This is a genomic window from Streptomyces sp. NPDC057249, from assembly GCF_042669245.1.
Lineage (GTDB): Bacteria > Actinomycetota > Actinomycetes > Streptomycetales > Streptomycetaceae > Streptomyces.
On the sequence record NZ_JBHUXS010000002.1, the window covers coordinates 348,160 to 365,138 of the forward strand.

Consider the following 16,979-nt stretch of genomic DNA (forward strand, 5'->3'; position numbering starts at 1 on the left):
CTGCACGGGGGAGCCCAAAGGAGAACAGCGCACGTGAGCAGCACCACCCACACCGACCCGGCCGCCGGTTACCGCGTCTCCCTCGTCGACGAGGATCCGCTGCGCGCCCGGCGTGAGGCCCGCGAATTGCTCGCCGCCCTCGCCGAGACCGACCCGCAGGCCGCGCTCGACCTCCCGGCCGGACCCGCGACCACCACCACCGACAAGGGCGGACCGGTCGCGGACCTCCTCGGTCTGGTGTTCGCCGGTGGCTCCCTGGCCGCCGCCACGCTTCAGCTCTGGCTGGCGCGGGTGCCGCAGCGGACGATCGTCGTGACGCGGCCCGACGGGGCGACGCTGACCATCTCCGGGAAGCAGGCCCGCGCGGACGACGCGCAGATCGAGCGGTTCCTCAACGGTGGTGCGGGTTCGGCGGACGAGGGCGGCGCGCAGGGCGGGCAGGGCGCGGCGTGAGTGACAACGACCGGTACGCCATGCTGATCGGCGTCTCCACGTACGACAGCGACCGGTACCCCGACCTGCCGGCGGTGCGGGCGGACCTGCACTACATGCAGGCGGTCCTGGAGAGCACCGAGATCGGCATGTACAACGACTGCGCGATGGTCGCGGAGCCGACGCGCGCCGAGATGCTGCACGCCGTGGAGACGTTCCTGGAGGAGCGGCAGGCCAGCGAGACGGCGCTGCTCTACTTCAGCGGGCACGGGGAGTTCTGCGAGGCGGACGGGCAGCTGTACTTCCTGACCCGGGACGCCGATCCGGACGACCTGCCGGGTACCGCCGTGCCGGCCGAGTTCCTGGAGCGGATGCTCACGTCGTGCCGGGCCTCCTCGAAGGTCGTGCTGCTCGACTGCTGCTCCAGCGGGTCCGTCGTGCAGGGCTGGACGGCCAAGGGAGCGGCCGACGACGTACGTCCCGCGCCCAGCACGCTGCTGCGGCCGACCGGCGTGTACTTCATCACCGCCTCGGACGCCCTCCAGCCCGCCTCGGCACTGGCTCCGGCCGGTTCCTCCCTCGGCACGTCCCGGTTCACCGGGGAGATCGTCGAGGGGCTGCGCAGCGGGCGGATCAAGGACAGCGGCTGGATCACGCCGGACGACCTGTTCGAGTACCTGACCGCGCAGATGGTACGCAGCGACGTGCCCGAGGAGCAGCGGCCCACGAAGTCCACCATCCGCGCGACGCATTCCCTGCCCCTGGCCCGCTCGGTGGCGCGGTCCGTCCAGCTCCCCGAGCCGCCGCCGGAAGCCGGTGGTGGTCTCCCGGTCTCCTCGGCGCTGTCGAAGGCCCGCGGCCTTGTCGCGCAGGACGCGCACGACGGCGTGGACCGGGAGCGTCTGCTGCGCTACTACGCGCACTGCCTGCGGGCGCAGGCCGAGTCGAAGATGCTGCCCGACCGGGACGGCGGCCGGGGCTCCGACTACTTCCTGCTGGGTCAGGGGCCGGAGACGATCCAGTCGGGACTGGGGTCCGGTCTTCCCGCGCCCGGTGGGCTGCCGAAGGCGAAGAGCACGGGTGCGAAGGTCGACGAGGCCGGGTTGCAGGAGTACTGGTACGGGTACCCGGCCGTGACGCTGCCCGAGCGCGATGGGAACGGCGGCCGGCGGGGCGCCGTGCGCATCGCGCCGCTGCTGGTCCAGCCGATGAATCTGGCGCCCGACGAGGACGGGCGGGACCGGCTGCGGCCGAGCGGGGTGCCGTCGCTGCACAGCGGTGTGCTCATGGAACTGCTGGAGGACGAGGAGGCGGCCGAGTTGCTCGGCCGCTGGCAGCCGACCTGGCAGGAGGGCAACGCCGCCCAGATGGTGAAGGCGGTGCGGGAGCTCCTGACGCGGCTCGAACTCCCGGAGCTGGAGCCGCTCGACCTGTCCGTGCTCAGCGAGCGGTCCGTCATGGACTCGCTGCGTCCCGGCGCCCACAACGCCGCTGTCCTCCTCACGCCCTCGGGTCTGGAGCGGACCGCGTCCGAAGGGCTCGTGGAGAACCTGCTCCAGATGTCCACGCGTGCCGACCGCATCCCCGGCACCGCCCTGGACGCGCTGCTCACCGGTGGTGGCGACGGCGGGCCGGGCGGGAGCGACGCGCCGCCCGTCCTGGTCTCCCCCGGGCCGTGCAACGAGAGCCAGGCGCGGGTGATCACGTCGGCGATGACCCGGCCGCTCACCGTCTCCACCGGGCCGCCCGGCACCGGGAAGAGCGAGGTGGTGGCGGCGGTGGTCGCCACCGCGGTGGCCGCCGGGCAGTCCGTCCTCGTCGCCTCGACGAACAACGAGGCCGTGAACGTGGTGGCCGAGCGCTGCGACGCCATCTCCCCCGGGCTGCTCATGCGGACGGGGAACTCGGAGGCCCTGGAAGCCGAGGCCGCGAAACTGGAGCGGCTGCTCGCCGAGTCGGTCGAGGCCCCGCCGCGGGGTGCGGCGACCGTGGCGGGCGACCTCAGGAACCGGCACGCCCGGGCCTCCGAGCACGAGGCCGAGGCGGCGCGGCTGGTCGGCGAGGAGGCGCGCCTGCTGGAGCTGCTGCGGGAGCGGGCGCGCCGTGCGGACGAGCTCGGGCTGCCGGTGGAGCTGCTGGAGCGGGCGTGGTCCGAGGACGGGAGCGCGGCGCTCGCCGACTGGGAGGACCGGGCGCGCAGGGCCGCCGTCGCCCGCTGGTACGCCTTCGGCCGGTGGCGCAGGGGGCGGGCGCTGTCCGCGTTCGTCGCCTCGGCCGGGGAGGGCGGTGCGGGCGCGTGGCCGGAATGGGCCGCGGCACGGCCCGTACCGTCCGAGCTGCTGCTCGCCCTCACCCAGGCCGCCGGAGTGGAAGGCGCGCTGAGGAGCCTCGTACCGGGGCTTCTCGCCCTGGACGAGGAGGTGCTGAAACAGGCGCGGCTGGAGAGCCGGGCGGGTCTGTCGGAGGTGTCGGGCGAGCTGGCCCGGGCCGTGTCCGCCGAGGCGATGGCGCGGGGGCGGTCGCTGATGGCCCAGCGGCTGCAGGCCCTGCGCCGGCGCTCCGGCTTCTGGAGGAGCCAGCGCAATCTGATGGCGCACCTGAAGGGGTGGGCGATCAGCACGCACTCGGTGCGTCAGCTCGAACTGGTCCCGAAGCTCTTCGACTTGGTCGTGATCGACGAGGCCAGCCAGTGCTCGATCCCGGCGGTGCTGCCGCTGCTGTTCCGGGCCAAGCGGGCGCTGGTCATCGGGGACCCGATGCAGCTCGGGCACATTCCTGGGATCACGGCGCAGCAGGAGCGGCAGGCCCGCGTGCGGGCGGGGCTGAGCGCGGCACAGCTGGAGGATCACCGGCTCGCCTACCACGTGTACTCCGCGTACCACGCCGCGGCGCAGCACGGCGAGGAGACGCTGCTGCTCGACGAGCACTACCGGTGCCATCCGGCGATCGCCGACGTCGTCAACGGTCACTGCTACGCCGGGCAGTTGCAGGTCCTCACCGACGTCAGGAGGCAGGTTCCGGCGCTCGATCCGGTCGGATCGGGCGGACCTGCTCCCGCCCTCGGCTGGGTGGACGTGCCGGACGGCGCGTCGGCACTGGGCCCGGGTGGCCGGTCCTCGCGGAACGCGGCGGAGGCCGCCCGGGTGCGGGAGACGGTGGACGAACTGCTCGCGCGGCTTCCCGAGGACGCGACAGTGGGTGTGGTGACGCCGTTCCGCGCGCAGAAGGATGCCCTGGCGCGGGTGTGGGCGGACGACGACCGCGTGCGGGTCGGCACGGTGCACGCCTTCCAGGGCGGGCAGCGGGACGTCATGGTCCTCAGCCCGGTGGCCACCGGCAACACCCCGCCCCGGACGACGCACTGGGTGTCGAGCCAGGTCAACCTGTGGAACGTCGCCGTCACCCGGGCGAAGTCGCAGCTGATCACGGTGGGAAGCCACGACTTCTGGCAGGGCCAGTCGGGGCTTCCGACACTCCTCGCTAGGCGGTCGGAGGTGCTGGGCGCGGGATCGTCGGCGGACCGGCCGGGTGCGGGCTTCGGCGCGAGGTCGCGGAGTGCCTTCCGGGAGGAGCTCACGGACCGGCTCCAGGACTTCCTCGGGCGCCGTGGTGTCACCGACCTGGAGCGCGAGGCGGTGGTCGGCGGGCACGTCGTCGACCTGCTGTTCACGGTGGACGGCGCCAACACCGCCGTCCTCGTCGACACCGGGCCCGAACACGGGCAGGACCCGGCCCGCCACCTGCGTCTGACGCACGCGCGCGGCGACCTGCTGCCCGGGCTGCCGTCCGGCGGCTCCGGCGCGAAGCCCGGACCGGTGGCACGGACGATCCGGGTGCCGGCGTGGCGGATCCTGGCGGGCGAGACGATGCTGGAGCCGCTCTTCGCCTGAGGGCGGACCGCGACCGGGTCAGGGCTGCAGGCTTCGGGCAACGTACGTCATGTGCTGGACATTGCCCGTCTGCAGCCAGACCGCTGCGTTTCCGGTACCTTGCGGGCCCTGGCCTCGCGCGCAGTCGCGCAGCCAGGTCTCGCCCGCGCCGGCCGTCGTGCCGCGGAAGTCCGGTAAGGCGAGGACCTCCTGAGCGGCTGCCCGGATGGTGGCGGCCCGGTCGTCGCCTCGCGTCGGCACCTTCATGAGGACGAACGACTCGTCAGTGGTGTATCGCAGTACGCCCCAGGGTGGACCGCCCTTGCCGGAGGAGGGTCCGCGAGTGATGCCGCGGGTGGAGTCGATGCCGTAGTCACCGTACACAAGCCGGCGGACGAACTCGCGGGAGCTGCTGGTCAGCTCGCGCCAGGCGAGCCAGTCCCAGCGGGGCTCCACAGCCGTGCCGTGCTCCAGGAGTCGGGCCGTCACATCGGGGAAGCCGCCACCCAGGACGGCGGCCGTCCGCCACGGCATCAGCGGTACCAAGGCGTCGAGCGCGCGCAGAGACTCCTTCGCCGCGTCGGGCCGGTCGGCGCGCACGGCGCCCAGGTCGAGCAGGAGGTCCGCCTCGACTGCGGGATCGACGCGGGCGACCAGATCACGGACGTCATGACCGACGGCGTCGTCCCACTCACCGGGCATCATCACCCGTATGGCGAGCCCGTTCCCCGTGGACCGAGCGTGCTCCAGCGTCGCGGCTTGATGCCCCTCAGGACGCTCGGGACCCGTCACGGGGCGCAGCGGACTCACTTCGGCGTCCGCAGACAACACATCAGCCAGGACAGACAGTTGTGCCTCGTCGGCGAACGGGGCGTCGACCCAGGCCGGATGGTGGCGCTGGACTCTGCTCACGTCGCGTACGTCCTGTCGCACATCGGTGGCGAGTACGTCAGGGTGCAGGCCCGCACGGGGCGGAAGGTTCCACAGCGGCACGACAGCCACCTGTACAGCTGGACTCAGCTGCCGGTACGCCTGACGAGCGTGCGGCTTCGTCGGCAGGACGGGAACGTACAGCGGTCCGGACATGGCGGCTCCCCCTCGGCTCGGCCCGCGTCCTCTTCCCTCGCGCTTCTCCCTCGTTCCTTCTTGCTCGCTGCTTCAGGATCCGCCGCATCGCCGCTGTGCGTAATGACGCCTTTTCAGCCTTCTTGGCTGGAACGTTCAAGAACCTGGTAGCGCTGTGACCAGCGAGGTACTGTTCGTGAAGCTCGGCAGCCGAACCCCACGACGTCTGCACGTACATGACCGTGCGTCTGCCGTGGCACCGCTTGTCGACACCGGCCGTGCTGCGCCCGGCTGCTCCACGATTGGGCACGCGTTTGAACCACCGGATTCTCGCACTGACGGTCCGGAACTTCCGCACCCTGACGGACGTGAAGCTGCCGATGGGCCCGCTGACGGTCATGGTCGGACCCAACGCCGCGGGCAAGTCGAACGTCCTGCACGCCCTGAACTTCCTGGGCGATGTTTCCCGTGAGGGGATCGAACCGGCGCTGAACACCCATGGCGGGTTCGATGTGCTGGCCTTCCGCGGCGGCCCGAGGCCGGTGTCGCGGATATCGGTCGGCATCGAGGGCATCTGGTCGGACTTCGCCTCGGAGGACGAGCCCGACCGGTACGAGCTGAGCATCGACCGCCGCCGGCTGCCGGAAGGCTCCCGGCAGAGCCACACCATGTACCGGCGTGAGCGGTTCACCCAGCATCCGCTGGAGGGTGTCGAGACCACGGTCGGACTGACGAATGATGCACTAACAGTCGACAGCCCGCTTGAGGCGGACCATCCGTGCGGGACGGCCAAGATCGGTCGACTGTCCTCCGCCCTGCAGGGCGATCGGGCACTACCCCTTCACAGAGACAGCCCGTCGGCCAGGGCCATTGGCAACGTACGGCATCATCTCGCCCGGATCCGTGTGTTCGACCCGGACGTCAGGCTCGCCCGCAAGCCGTGGGGCATCAGCGAGTCCGGCGGGCACCTCAGAAGCGACGCCGCCAACCTGGCCGACTTCCTGCGCGGGCTCAAGGAAGACGGGGACGCCTGGGAGCTGCTTGTCGAGGACGTCCGGAAGGTGGTTCCTCAGATCCGGAACATCCATCTCGTGGACCCGCCCGGTCTCGTGTCGCATCGAACCGCGGTGGAGCTGGAAGAGAATGGGCTACGAGGTCGAACCCGCCTGGCGGAGGCGTCTTGGGGCACCGTCCGTATCCTGTGCATGCTCGCGATCTTCCATGATCCGAACCCTCCGCTCCTCACCTGTATCGAAGAGATCGACCACGGAATCCATCCGCATGCCTTGAGCCTGATGGCGGAGCGACTCCGCGAGGCGAGCGAGAGAAGTCAGTACCTGGTCACCACCCATTCACCTGTCTTCGTCAGCGAGCTGGAGCCCGAGGAGTTCGTCCCCTGTGAGCGCGGCCCCAATGGAGCCTCCGTCATCCCCGCCCGCAGGCTCAAGGACCTACGTGAAGTGATCGAGGAGTCAGAGTACGAGCCCATGGGCAACCTCTGGTACTCCGGGTCCCTGGGAGGCGCCCTGTGAATCAGCGGTCTCGGAAGCCCCCATCCGTCATCATCGTCGCCGGCGAGAGCGACAACGACCGCGAGGTTCTCCGGCATCTGATACGCGCGCTGCATCCCGGTCCGTGCCCGAAGATCGAAATGATCAAGGACAAGATCAAGCTGGCGGCGGCGATCAATCAGCTCAGCCCTCGCGTCGAGACCCTCCGCAAGAATGCTCTGGCCAAGGCGAAGGACTGCAAGGCCGAACTGGCCGGTGTCGTTGTCCATGCGGACCTCGACGGTGTGGCCGACGAAAACTACGACAGAGTCCGAGCCCGGGTCTCTGCTCAACTGGCCAACGGCCTGCCCTGCCCGTCCGCTCTGGCATTGGCAGCAGTGGAGATGGAGGCGTGGCTAATGCAGTTCCCCGACGCCTTCCCGAAGGTGCGACGAGGCTGGGCGATGCGCCCCGAGGACTGCCGCAGAGACCTCGCGTATGTGCCGAATCCCAAGGAACATCTGCGACGACACCTGGGCAAGCCTCCGTATCGCGAATCCGACTCGCCGCTGATCATGGAGGCAGCCGTACAGAACGGCCATGTCAGCGCTAAACCCAAGGGCAACAATCGGTCATTCCGGGACTTTGCTGCAGAATTGGCCACTTGGGCTACGTAGGTCACCTCCACCGCTCCTCTCCTGCAGAGGGGCGTCAGTGTAGGGATCGGCTTCCTTATACGGTGGTATCGATCATCAGGGCATCGGCAAGAAAAAGGGGACCGTCGTGAAGCCCACCATGGCCGCCGCCCAGTTGCGCGGCAGTCTGACGCAGTACCTCACGACGACGTACGCCCTCGCCGACGAGGGCACCCGGCGTGCCCTGGAGCGCTTCCTCGGGCATCCCGAGACGGGGATCTTCCGGGGGCCGTATCTCCGGATCCGGACGCCGTTCCACGTGGCCGACGACGGCTGGCAGCGGGAGCTGGAGTGGACGGCCGGGTTCCCCGGCTTCGCCCCGTACCGGCACCAGGCCCGGGCGTGGGCGCGGCTGTCCACGCTGCACGGTCCGGCCCGGCCGACGCTGGTGACCACCGGGACGGGCTCCGGCAAGACGGAGTCGTTCCTGATCCCGGTGCTCGACCACTGCCGCCGCGAGCGGGCGCGCGGCAACCGGGGCGTCAAGGCCGTCCTGCTGTACCCGATGAACGCGCTCGCCACCGACCAGGCCGGCCGCATCGGCGACTACCTGGCGCGGCCGGAACTGGCGCAGGTGACGGCCGGTCTGTACATCGGCGACCGGCCCGACACGGACTTCCGCCGGGTGATGACCCGGCGCGAGGAGATGCGCGTGTCGCCGCCGGACGTGCTGATCACCAACTACAAGATGCTCGACCTGCTGCTCCAGCGCGGCGAGGACCGCTCCCTGTGGGAAGGCGCCGACCTCACGTACGTCGTGCTGGACGAGTTCCACACGTACGACGGGGCGCAGGGCACCGACGTGGCCATGCTGTTGCGGCGGCTGGCAGCGGCGACCGGTGCGTCACGGCCGGGCCGGCCGCTCGGGTCGATCTGTCCGGTGGCGACCTCGGCGACCCTGGGCGAGGGCCCGGCGGACGCCGCGGGCAAGGAGGCCGGCGGCATCCTCGACGTGGCGTCGCGGGTGTTCGGAATGCCCTTCCCGGCCGACGCGGTGGTCGGCGAGGAGCGGATGTCGGCCGAGGAATTCACGGGCGCCGTGGACTACGAGCTGCCCGAGCCGCCGACACCGCAGGAGGTCATCACGTGTTCGGGCGGTCCGGGTGTGGAGGCCCAGCCCGATCTGGTGGACCTGGACGGGCTGGCGGAGCGGCTGCTCGGCCGCTCCGGCCTCGACGCCTTTCGCATCGGACGGCTGCTCAAGCGCCACGACTTCACCCACGGCGTGCTGTCGCTGCTCGGCGGGGATCCGCTGGACGAGTGGGGGCTGCGGGACCGGCTGGCCCGCTTCGGGTACGCGTGGGGCCGCACCGCGCGGGAGAACCCGCAGCTCGTGCTCCAGGCGCTATCGCGGTTCGTCGCCCTGCTGTCGGCGGCGCGCGACCCGGAGTCCGACGAGCGCCGGCCCCGGCCGCTGCTGCACATCGAGGCCCACCTGTGGGTCCGGCCCGTCACCCGGGTGCTGCGGGGCGTGGGGGCTGCGCCGGAGTTCCGCTGGTACGAAGACGACCGCACCGCGGCGCGCCGGGCCGCGCTGCACGCCGCCCCGGCCGGTGACGAGGAGTCCGACGGATCGTCCGGCGGCTGGCCGTCGCCCTCGGCACGGCCGCAGCCGCTGCCCGGGGCGGACACCGCGGTCCGGCCCGCCGAGGTGCATCTTCCCGCGGTGTATTGCCGCAACTGCGGCCGTTCCGGCTGGGCCGCGCTGTCACCCGAAGCTGACCCGCAGCGGCTGGTCATGGCGCAGGACCGGATCTGGCGGGCGTCCGTGGGCCGGGACAAGCGGCGCCTGCGCTACTTCATCGCCGCCACGCAGAGCGAGCGGCAGCAGACGCTGGACGCGCTGACCGGTGCGCGTCCGTCGGACGGCGGCGGGGTCGACCCGCTGTCGGTGGTGGTCCTCGACGGCGGGCAGGGCACCTACCGGCTGCCGACGCCGTCGGACGCGGGCGACCTGATCGACGCCTGGTTCGCCCTGGCCGTGCTCGACAAGAAGTCGGCCGACCGGGCCGCCAAGGACGACCGCTGCCCGGCCTGCCACACCGACAACAGCATCCGGTTCCTCGGTACCGCGCAGGCGGCGCTCGCCTCGGCGACCGTCACCCAGCTGTTCACGGGCGGCGACATCGCGCTCGTACCGGAGGAGCGCAAGACGCTGCTCTTCAACGACTCCACGCAGGACGCGGCCCACCGCGCCGGATACGTCGCGAACGCCTCGTACAAGTTCTCGCTGCGCTCGCTGCTCGCCCACAACCTGGACGAGTCGGGCGCGCCAACCGCGCTCAACGACCTGATCGGGCACGTCCTGGAGTCGGTGGACGACCCCGAGGCGCTGGCCGCCGTCGTGCCTCCCGACCTGCACGACGAGCCCGGAGTCGACCGGCTCCTGTCGGGACGCGGCACCGGCGACGCACGGACGTGGAAGCTGATCGGCGAGCGTCTCGCCTTCGCCACCGTCATGGAGTTCGGGCTGCGCAGCCGCATGGGCCGCACCCTGGAGCTGACGCGGACCGCCGCGGCCGAAGTGGTCGTCGCGGACCCCGAGCGCGTCACGGCGCTCGCCCGCGACATCCACCTGGCCCTGCCGGGCCAGCTCCTCGTCACCGGCGGACTGCCCACGCCCGACCGCTACCTCGCCTACGTCCGCGGCCTGCTGGAGCGGCTGCGGCTGCGGGGTGCGGTGCACCATCGGTGGCTCGACACCTGGATGAAGGAGGCCGGCACCAACCGGTACCTCGTCTCCGGCCGCAGGCCGGAGGGCATGCCCGCGTTCCCCGAAGGCGTGGCTCCGCCCCGCTTCCTGCTGGACGGGCAGAAGGACAGGTCGGAATTCGACGCGATCACCGGCCGGCTGGGCTGGTACCAGGACTGGACCCGCCGCTGTCTCGGCCTGGACGCCGCCGGCGCCACCGAGTACCTGCGGCGGCTGCTGCCCGCCCTCGCCGACGAGCGGGTCCTCGCGGTGCGCACCGCCCGGGACCGGCAGACACGGCTCTACGGACTGCAGCCGGGGCACATTGAGGCACGACTGCTCGACGACGCCGTCGTCAACAAGGCGTTCGTCAGCTGCGAGGACTGCGGCTGGCAGCAGGTGGTGGCGCCGGAGCGCCGCACCCGCTGGTACGGGCACCCGTGCCCGCGCTACCGGTGCAAGGGACTGCTGACCCCGCCCCAGGCGGGCATGCCGCGCAGCGGGTCCAGTACCTCCGGGTTCGGCTCGGCGGTCCGCGAGCGGGACTACACCGGCGACTACTATCGCCGGCTCTACCTGACCGGCGGGACGTTCCGGGTGGTCACCGCAGAGCACACGGGCATGCTCACCAGGCCGGAGCGGGAGCGCGTCGAGCGCAGCTTCAAGGCGGGCACGCACTACACCGACCCGAACGTGCTGTCGTGCACGCCGACGCTGGAACTCGGCATCGACATCGGCGAGTTGTCCGCCGTGCTGCTCGGTTCCCTGCCCAAGGGCCCCGCCAACTACGTGCAGCGGGCGGGCCGCGCGGGACGCCGGACGGGCAACGCGCTGGTGGTCGCCTTCGGCGGGCGCCGCGCCCGCGACCTGTACTACCTGGACGAGCCGTCGGAGATGATCGCGGGGACGATCCTTCCTCCCGGCTGCTACCTGTCGGCCGTGGAGATCCTGCGCCGCCAGTACACGGCCCGGCTCCTCGACCTCGCGGCGAGCGGCGGACTGCGGACGTCCGACGGCGAACTCCTGCCGCCGGTGCCCCGGTTGTCCTCCGCCCTGTTCGGCACCACGGGCTGGTGCCAGGACCTGGCGGACGCCGCACAGACCCACGGCGCCACGCTGGTCGAGGAGTTCCTCGCCCTGTTCCCGGGGGACGGCGACGATGCCGACGGCGGCGTCTCGCCGTACGCGGCGGACGAGCTCAGGGCGTACGCCACCGGCGGCATCGTCCGGGCGCTGCAGGAGGCGGAGGAGGACTGGACCGGCCGGCGCGAGGAGCTCCGGCGCCGGATCGCCGCGATCGACGAGGCCGCCGAGCACCTGGTCCGCACGGACGTCGTCCAGGACCGCGAACGCCGGGAACTGCTCGCCGAACGGCGCAGCGCGGGCGACCTGCTGCGTGAACTCAGCCAGTCGAGCGCGCACGGCACCTTGGTGGAACTCGGACTGCTGCCGAACTACAGCCTCACCGACACCACCACGCAGCTGGAAGCGACGCTGTACTGGACGGAGACGCCGGACGACGAGGAGGACACCCGGCCGGAGAACCCCGCGGGGGACCCGGCCAAGCGGGTGTACCGCAGCGAGACGCGGGACTACGAGCGCTCCCGCAAGCTCGCCCTGACCGAACTGGCCCCCGGGAACAGCTTCTACGTCAACGGTTACCGGCACGTGGTGCGCGCCCTCGACGTGGGCACCCCGGACCGACGGGCCTGGGCCGAGTGGCGGCTCTGCCCGGCGTGCGGGTACGTCCGTACGCACGACGCCAGGAAGGACACCAGCCCGTGTCCCCGCTGCGGCGGGCGGGAGATCGCCGACGCGGGCTGCGTGCAGTACGTGCTCCAGCCGCGGCGCGTCGTCTCCCGTGACAAGCGGGACGACGCCCGGGTGCGGGACGACCGCGACGAGCGGGACCGCCGGCACTACGCGGTGCTGACGACGGTCGACGTCGACCCGGAGCGGATCACCCCCGGGTCGTGGCGGCACGAGACGGCCGTCTTCGGCGTGGACTTCACCCGGCACGCGAAGATCCGCACGCTCAACCTGGGTCTCGACCGGGAGGAGGGCAGTAGCACCGTGCCGCTCGCCAGCGCGGACGTGCGGCTCAACCCCTTCTACGTGTGCACCGGTTGCGGCGGCGCGACGGCCGAGGGCCGTCCGGTCGTGGACGTGCCCCAGCACGCGCTGACGGACTCCGGCGCGGCGAGCACCGCGGCCGCCGCCCACCACCTGCTGTGGTGTCCGCGCCGCCGCACCAGGGAAGCACCGGCAGCCGGACCGGCCGAGCAGCAGGGCAAGGGGGAGGACGTGCCGCTGCTGCTCGCGCACGAGCTCACCACGGAGGCGGTGCGCATCCTGCTGCCCGCATCCGTGGCCCGTGCCAAGGAGCGCCTCGCGTCGTTCACGGCGGCGCTGTTCGCGGGCATCGCGGCCCAGTACGGCGGCGATCCCGACCACATCGACATCGCCGAGGCGACGATGCCCGACCACCTGGGCGCCGACGGCTCCGACTGGCCACGGCGCTTCCTCGTGGTCTACGACCGCCTCCCCGGAGGCACCGGCTACCTGCACCGGCTCGCGTCCGCCGACGGCTTCCGGGACGTGCTGCTCAAGGCGCGAGACGTCATCGAGGACTGCGGGTGCCGCGAGAAGGGTCTCGACGGCTGCCACCAGTGCCTGCTGCGGCGCGTGCCTGCGGCCGACTACGACAAGGTCAGCCGCAACGAGGTGCGGCAGATGCTGGAGGACCTCATCGGCGAGGACGGTTCGCGCTGGCGGACCTCTCCCGTCGCGACGACCCGGCACATCCGGTTGGAGCGGCAGGCCGAGAGCGATCTGGAGATCCTGTTCATCGAGACGCTCCAGGAGTGGTCGAGGCTCGCCGATTCCGGAGCCACCGCCGACGCGTACACCACGTCGGCCGGCACGTACGCGCTCGACCTGCGGCTGACGGGTGACGACGGGGCGACGGTGAGCTGGCGTGTCTCACAGCAGCGCGCCCTGGACGGCACCCGGCCCGACATACTCCTCGAACGCCTCGACGCGCCCGGCCCCCGCGTCGCCGTGTACCTCGACGGCTTCGCCTACCACGCGACCCCCGAGCACAACCGGCTGGCCGACGACGCCACCAAGCGGACCGGTCTGCGCAGCGAGGGACTGCGGGTGTTCCAGCTGTCGTACGACGACGTCAAGGAATGGCGCGAGCGCGTCCGGGACACCGGATACGCGGCGGCGGGCCCGGCCAACCCGGTCTGGCAGCCCTACCCCGCGGACGCGCAGAACCGGGCACGCGACTACTACAGCCGCATCGGCGGAGGACTGCCCGGCGAACTGTCCGACGCCGTCTGGGTCAACCCCGCCCGGCTCCTGCTCGCCTATCTGCGCACGCCCGACGCCGCACGCTGGCAGCGGCGGGCCGAAGCCGCCGCCGCGGGACTCATCGGCGCGGCCGGCGTCCGCGCCGCCGCCCTCGGGACGGACGGCCTCGGGACGGCCCTGCTGTCGGCGCTGGGCGGCGGTACGGTCACGGGTCAGGCGGGACCGGTCCGGCTGGTGTACGGACCCGACGCCTCCGGCTGCCGGCTCGTCCTGGCCGCGGACGGCCGGCGCACCCCGCCGGTGTGGACGGGTCTGACCGTGCTCGACGACAGCGCCGAGGCCATCGCCGACGCGCGGGCCCACCGGAGGCGCTGGCGGGCCTGGTTGTACTGGAGCAACGTGCTGCAGTTCCTGGACCACGGGGGCGGCGACAGCGCCCAGCTCACCACGAGCCTCGTCGACGGCTTCGCCACCGAAGCGCTGACCGTGACCGGCGGCGAGGGATGGCTGCAGTCCGCCAGGACCGAGATTCCCCGGAAGGAGTCGGCGCCGGTCGCGGCCGAGGCGGCGGCGGTCGAGGTCGGCGCCGTCCGGGACGGCACGCCGACGGCCGCGGTCGCCGCTGCCGCGGCCTCCGCCGGAGTGACGGCAGCGGCCGCCGAGCCGGTCGGGGCAACGGTGACCGGCCGGGACCCGGGCTGGGACCCGGTGCTCGAATTCCTCGACCCCGACGAGGCGGGCCTGGCCGAGCTGGCCCTGTCCCTGGCGGAGGCCGGGGTGCCCGCGCCCGAGGACGGTCACGAGCTCGACGAGCGGGGCTGGCAGGCCGAACTTGCGTGGCCCGCGGCTCGCGTCGGCGTGGTCCTCGCCGCCCGCGACGACGGCCCGGAACTTGACCACGAGGCCGCGGACCGGGACAAGGCATTCGCGGCGGCCGGTTGGGACGTCCGTACGGCGACGGCCTGGGACGCTGCCGAACTGGCCGCCCGGCTGCTCGGACGGGGCCTGGACACGAACCATGACAGCACCAGTGACGGGGAGCACACACGATGACCGCCTCGGGCGTGACGCTGCGCCTGCTCGACAAGGCCGACAAGGAGATCCTCAAGCTCCCCCGCACGGTCAAGGGCGCCTTCTTCGACTTCCAGCACAAGTTCAAGACCAACCCGCACACCACCGGCCTCAAGCTCCAGCAGCTCAAGGGAGACAGCCGGCTGTGGTCGGCGCGCGTCAGCGACGACTACCGGGCGCTGCTGATCCGGCTCGCCGAGGACGACTGGCTGATCGTCTCCGTCAAGCATCGCAAGGACGTCTACGACCGGCTGTCGGCGCAGGTCAACCAGGTCACCGGTGGCATCGAGTACGTCGACCTGGAAGTCGTGGAGGAGAGCGTCCTCCGCCGGCTTCCCGCCCCGCCCGCGTCGGCGCCGGCCGCACCCGAGGCCACCGCACCCGAGGCTCCCGCGCCCGAAACGGCCAAGCCGCAGGAGCTCTTCGCGTTCTGGACCGACGCCCAGCTGTCGGAGCTCGGCGTCGCCGAGCCGCTGCTCCCGGTCATCCGGACGCTCACCACCGAGGACCAGCTCCTCGGCCTCGTCGAGTACGCGCCCCAGCTCACCGGCGAGGTCCTGCTCGCCCTCTTCGACGGCAAGGCGTACGACGAGGTCCTCGACCAGGTGACGACGCCCGTCGCCGTCGCCGAGCCGGTCGACCCCGACGACTTCCAGGCCGCGGCGCAGCGCCCGGCCACGGTCGTCACCACCTCCGACGAGGCGCTCCGGGAAGCCTTGGAGGGCGGCGACTTCAGCCGCTGGAAGGTCTTCCTCCATCCCACTCAGGCCAAGCTCGTGCAACGGCGTTATTCGGGTCCGGCCCGGGTCGGCGGCGGTCCCGGCACGGGCAAGACCATCGTCGCCCTGCACCGGGTGCGTCATCTGGTGCGGCAGCTGCCGCCCGGCCGCGACAAGCCGATCCTCCTCACCACCTACAACAAGAACCTCGCCGCGGACCTGCGCTCCCGCCTGCTGGAACTGGGCGGCGAGGAGCTGCTGGCACGGGTCGAGGTCAGCCACGTCGACCAGCTGGCGCTGCGCATCGTGCGCGAGGCCGAACCGGGCAGCGGCAAGCAAGTGATGGACGACAGCCAGGCCGTACGGGAATGGCGGGCGCTGCTCGACGAGCTGGGCGAGGAAGGCTGGGACCCCGATTTCCTGCACGACGAATGGACCCAGGTGATCCTGGGGCAGGCCGTCGCCACACGCACCGACTACTTCCGCGCCCGGCGGGCCGGCCGCGGCCGGAACGTCACCCGGGGCGAGCGCGCCGCAATCTGGCAGCTCGCGGAACGCTTCACCCAGCGCCTGGACCGGCTCGGACGCCAGACCTGGGACCAGGTCGCCGAGCGCGCCGCCCGGCTGGAGATGGGCCGCGAACAGCGCATCCTCTCCCTCGTGCGGCAGCGGGAGGAGGCCGGCGGTCTCGACAACATCCACGTCGCGGACGGCTCCGGCGGCTGGCTGCGCTACCGGTACCGGCACATCGTGGTGGACGAGGCCCAGGACCTGCGCCCGGCGCACTGGAAGATGCTGCGCGCGATGGCGCCCCGAGAGGCGGACGACCTGTTCCTGGTCGGCGACACCCATCAGCGCATCTACAAGAACCAGGTGACGCTGGGCAGCCTGGGCATCAACATCCGGGGCCGGTCGTCGAAGCTGAGCCTGAGCTACCGCACGACGCGGCAGATTCTCCGCTCCGCGCTCGACGTGCTGGGCGAGACGGACTACGACGACCTCGACGGCGACAAGGAGACGCTGGCGGGCTACCGGTCCGTACTCAGCGGACGGCAGCCGTCAGGGCACTCCTACCCGGACTGGGCCGCCGAGCGGGAAGGCATCGCGGCCCTCATCGCAGGCTGGGACGCCGACCCCGATCTGGCCATTCCGCACGAACAGATCGCCATCTGTGTGCCGACGAACCAAATGGCCGCCGAGATCGGCTACACGCTCGGCACGCACGGAATCCGGCCGGTGGAGATCCGTGCCGACGGCCCGCAGGGCGACGGCGGCGTGCACATCGGCACGATGTTCCGGTTCAAGGGACTCGAATACCAGCGGATGATCATCGCGGGCGTGTCGGACGGCCTGGTGCCGCGCGAGGCGGTGAGCCGGCTGCGTACGAGCGACCCGGTGAGGTACCGCCACGAGATGCAGCGGGCCCGGTCGCTGCTGTTCGTGGCAGCCACCAGGGCTCGGGACAGCGTGGATGTCTTCTGGCACGGCAACCCCAGTCCGTTCCTGGGCCCCGGGCTGACGCAACAGGAGTAGCGCGGAGCTGGGCGAGAGCCCACGAACACGCCCGGTGGGTGCCCTCTGGGACTTCTCTGGGACTTTCGGCCGAGTCAACGAGCACGACCGTGAAACCC

7 protein-coding genes are annotated in these 16,979 nt (G+C 71.9%); 6 read left to right on the plus strand and 1 reads right to left on the minus strand.

Annotation, left to right across the window (positions count from 1 at the left end; translation table 11 throughout):
- Positions 1–33 precede the first annotated feature (33 nt).
- Positions 34–453, plus strand: a complete 420-nt coding sequence (locus tag ACFUJY_RS05185) for a hypothetical protein (RefSeq protein ID WP_383294737.1) — start codon at positions 34–36, stop codon at positions 451–453.
- Positions 450–4,322 (plus strand): AAA domain-containing protein, encoded by a 3,873-nt coding sequence (locus tag ACFUJY_RS05190; protein WP_383294740.1) that lies wholly within the window; start codon positions 450–452, stop codon positions 4,320–4,322. Before ACFUJY_RS05185 ends, ACFUJY_RS05190 begins: the two co-directional genes overlap by 4 nt.
- An 18-nt stretch (positions 4,323–4,340) precedes the next feature.
- On the opposite strand, the gene ACFUJY_RS05195 is transcribed toward ACFUJY_RS05190, so the two are convergent.
- On the minus strand, positions 4,341–5,387 hold the full coding sequence (locus ACFUJY_RS05195; protein WP_383294742.1) for a beta family protein: 1,047 nt from the start codon (positions 5,385–5,387) through the stop codon (positions 4,341–4,343).
- A gap of 215 nt (positions 5,388–5,602) precedes the next feature.
- On the opposite strand from ACFUJY_RS05195, the gene ACFUJY_RS05200 reads away from it, so the two are divergent.
- From ACFUJY_RS05200 to ACFUJY_RS05215, 4 genes are all read left to right on the plus strand, one after another.
- A complete protein-coding gene (locus tag ACFUJY_RS05200; RefSeq protein WP_383294745.1) occupies positions 5,603–6,898 on the plus strand; it encodes an AAA family ATPase in 1,296 nt (431 codons plus the stop codon).
- The gene (locus tag ACFUJY_RS05205; RefSeq protein WP_346171113.1) at positions 6,895–7,533 is read left to right on the plus strand and encodes a hypothetical protein; all 639 of its coding nucleotides are present in this window, start codon (positions 6,895–6,897) and stop codon (positions 7,531–7,533) included. Before ACFUJY_RS05200 ends, ACFUJY_RS05205 begins: the two co-directional genes overlap by 4 nt.
- Before the next feature lie 106 nt (positions 7,534–7,639).
- Positions 7,640–14,611, plus strand: a complete 6,972-nt coding sequence (locus tag ACFUJY_RS05210; RefSeq protein ID WP_383294748.1) for a DEAD/DEAH box helicase — start codon at positions 7,640–7,642, stop codon at positions 14,609–14,611.
- The gene (locus tag ACFUJY_RS05215) at positions 14,608–16,881 is read left to right on the plus strand and encodes a UvrD-helicase domain-containing protein (RefSeq protein WP_383294751.1); all 2,274 of its coding nucleotides are present in this window, start codon (positions 14,608–14,610) and stop codon (positions 16,879–16,881) included. Before ACFUJY_RS05210 ends, ACFUJY_RS05215 begins: the two co-directional genes overlap by 4 nt.
- Positions 16,882–16,979: the final 98 nt, after the last annotated feature.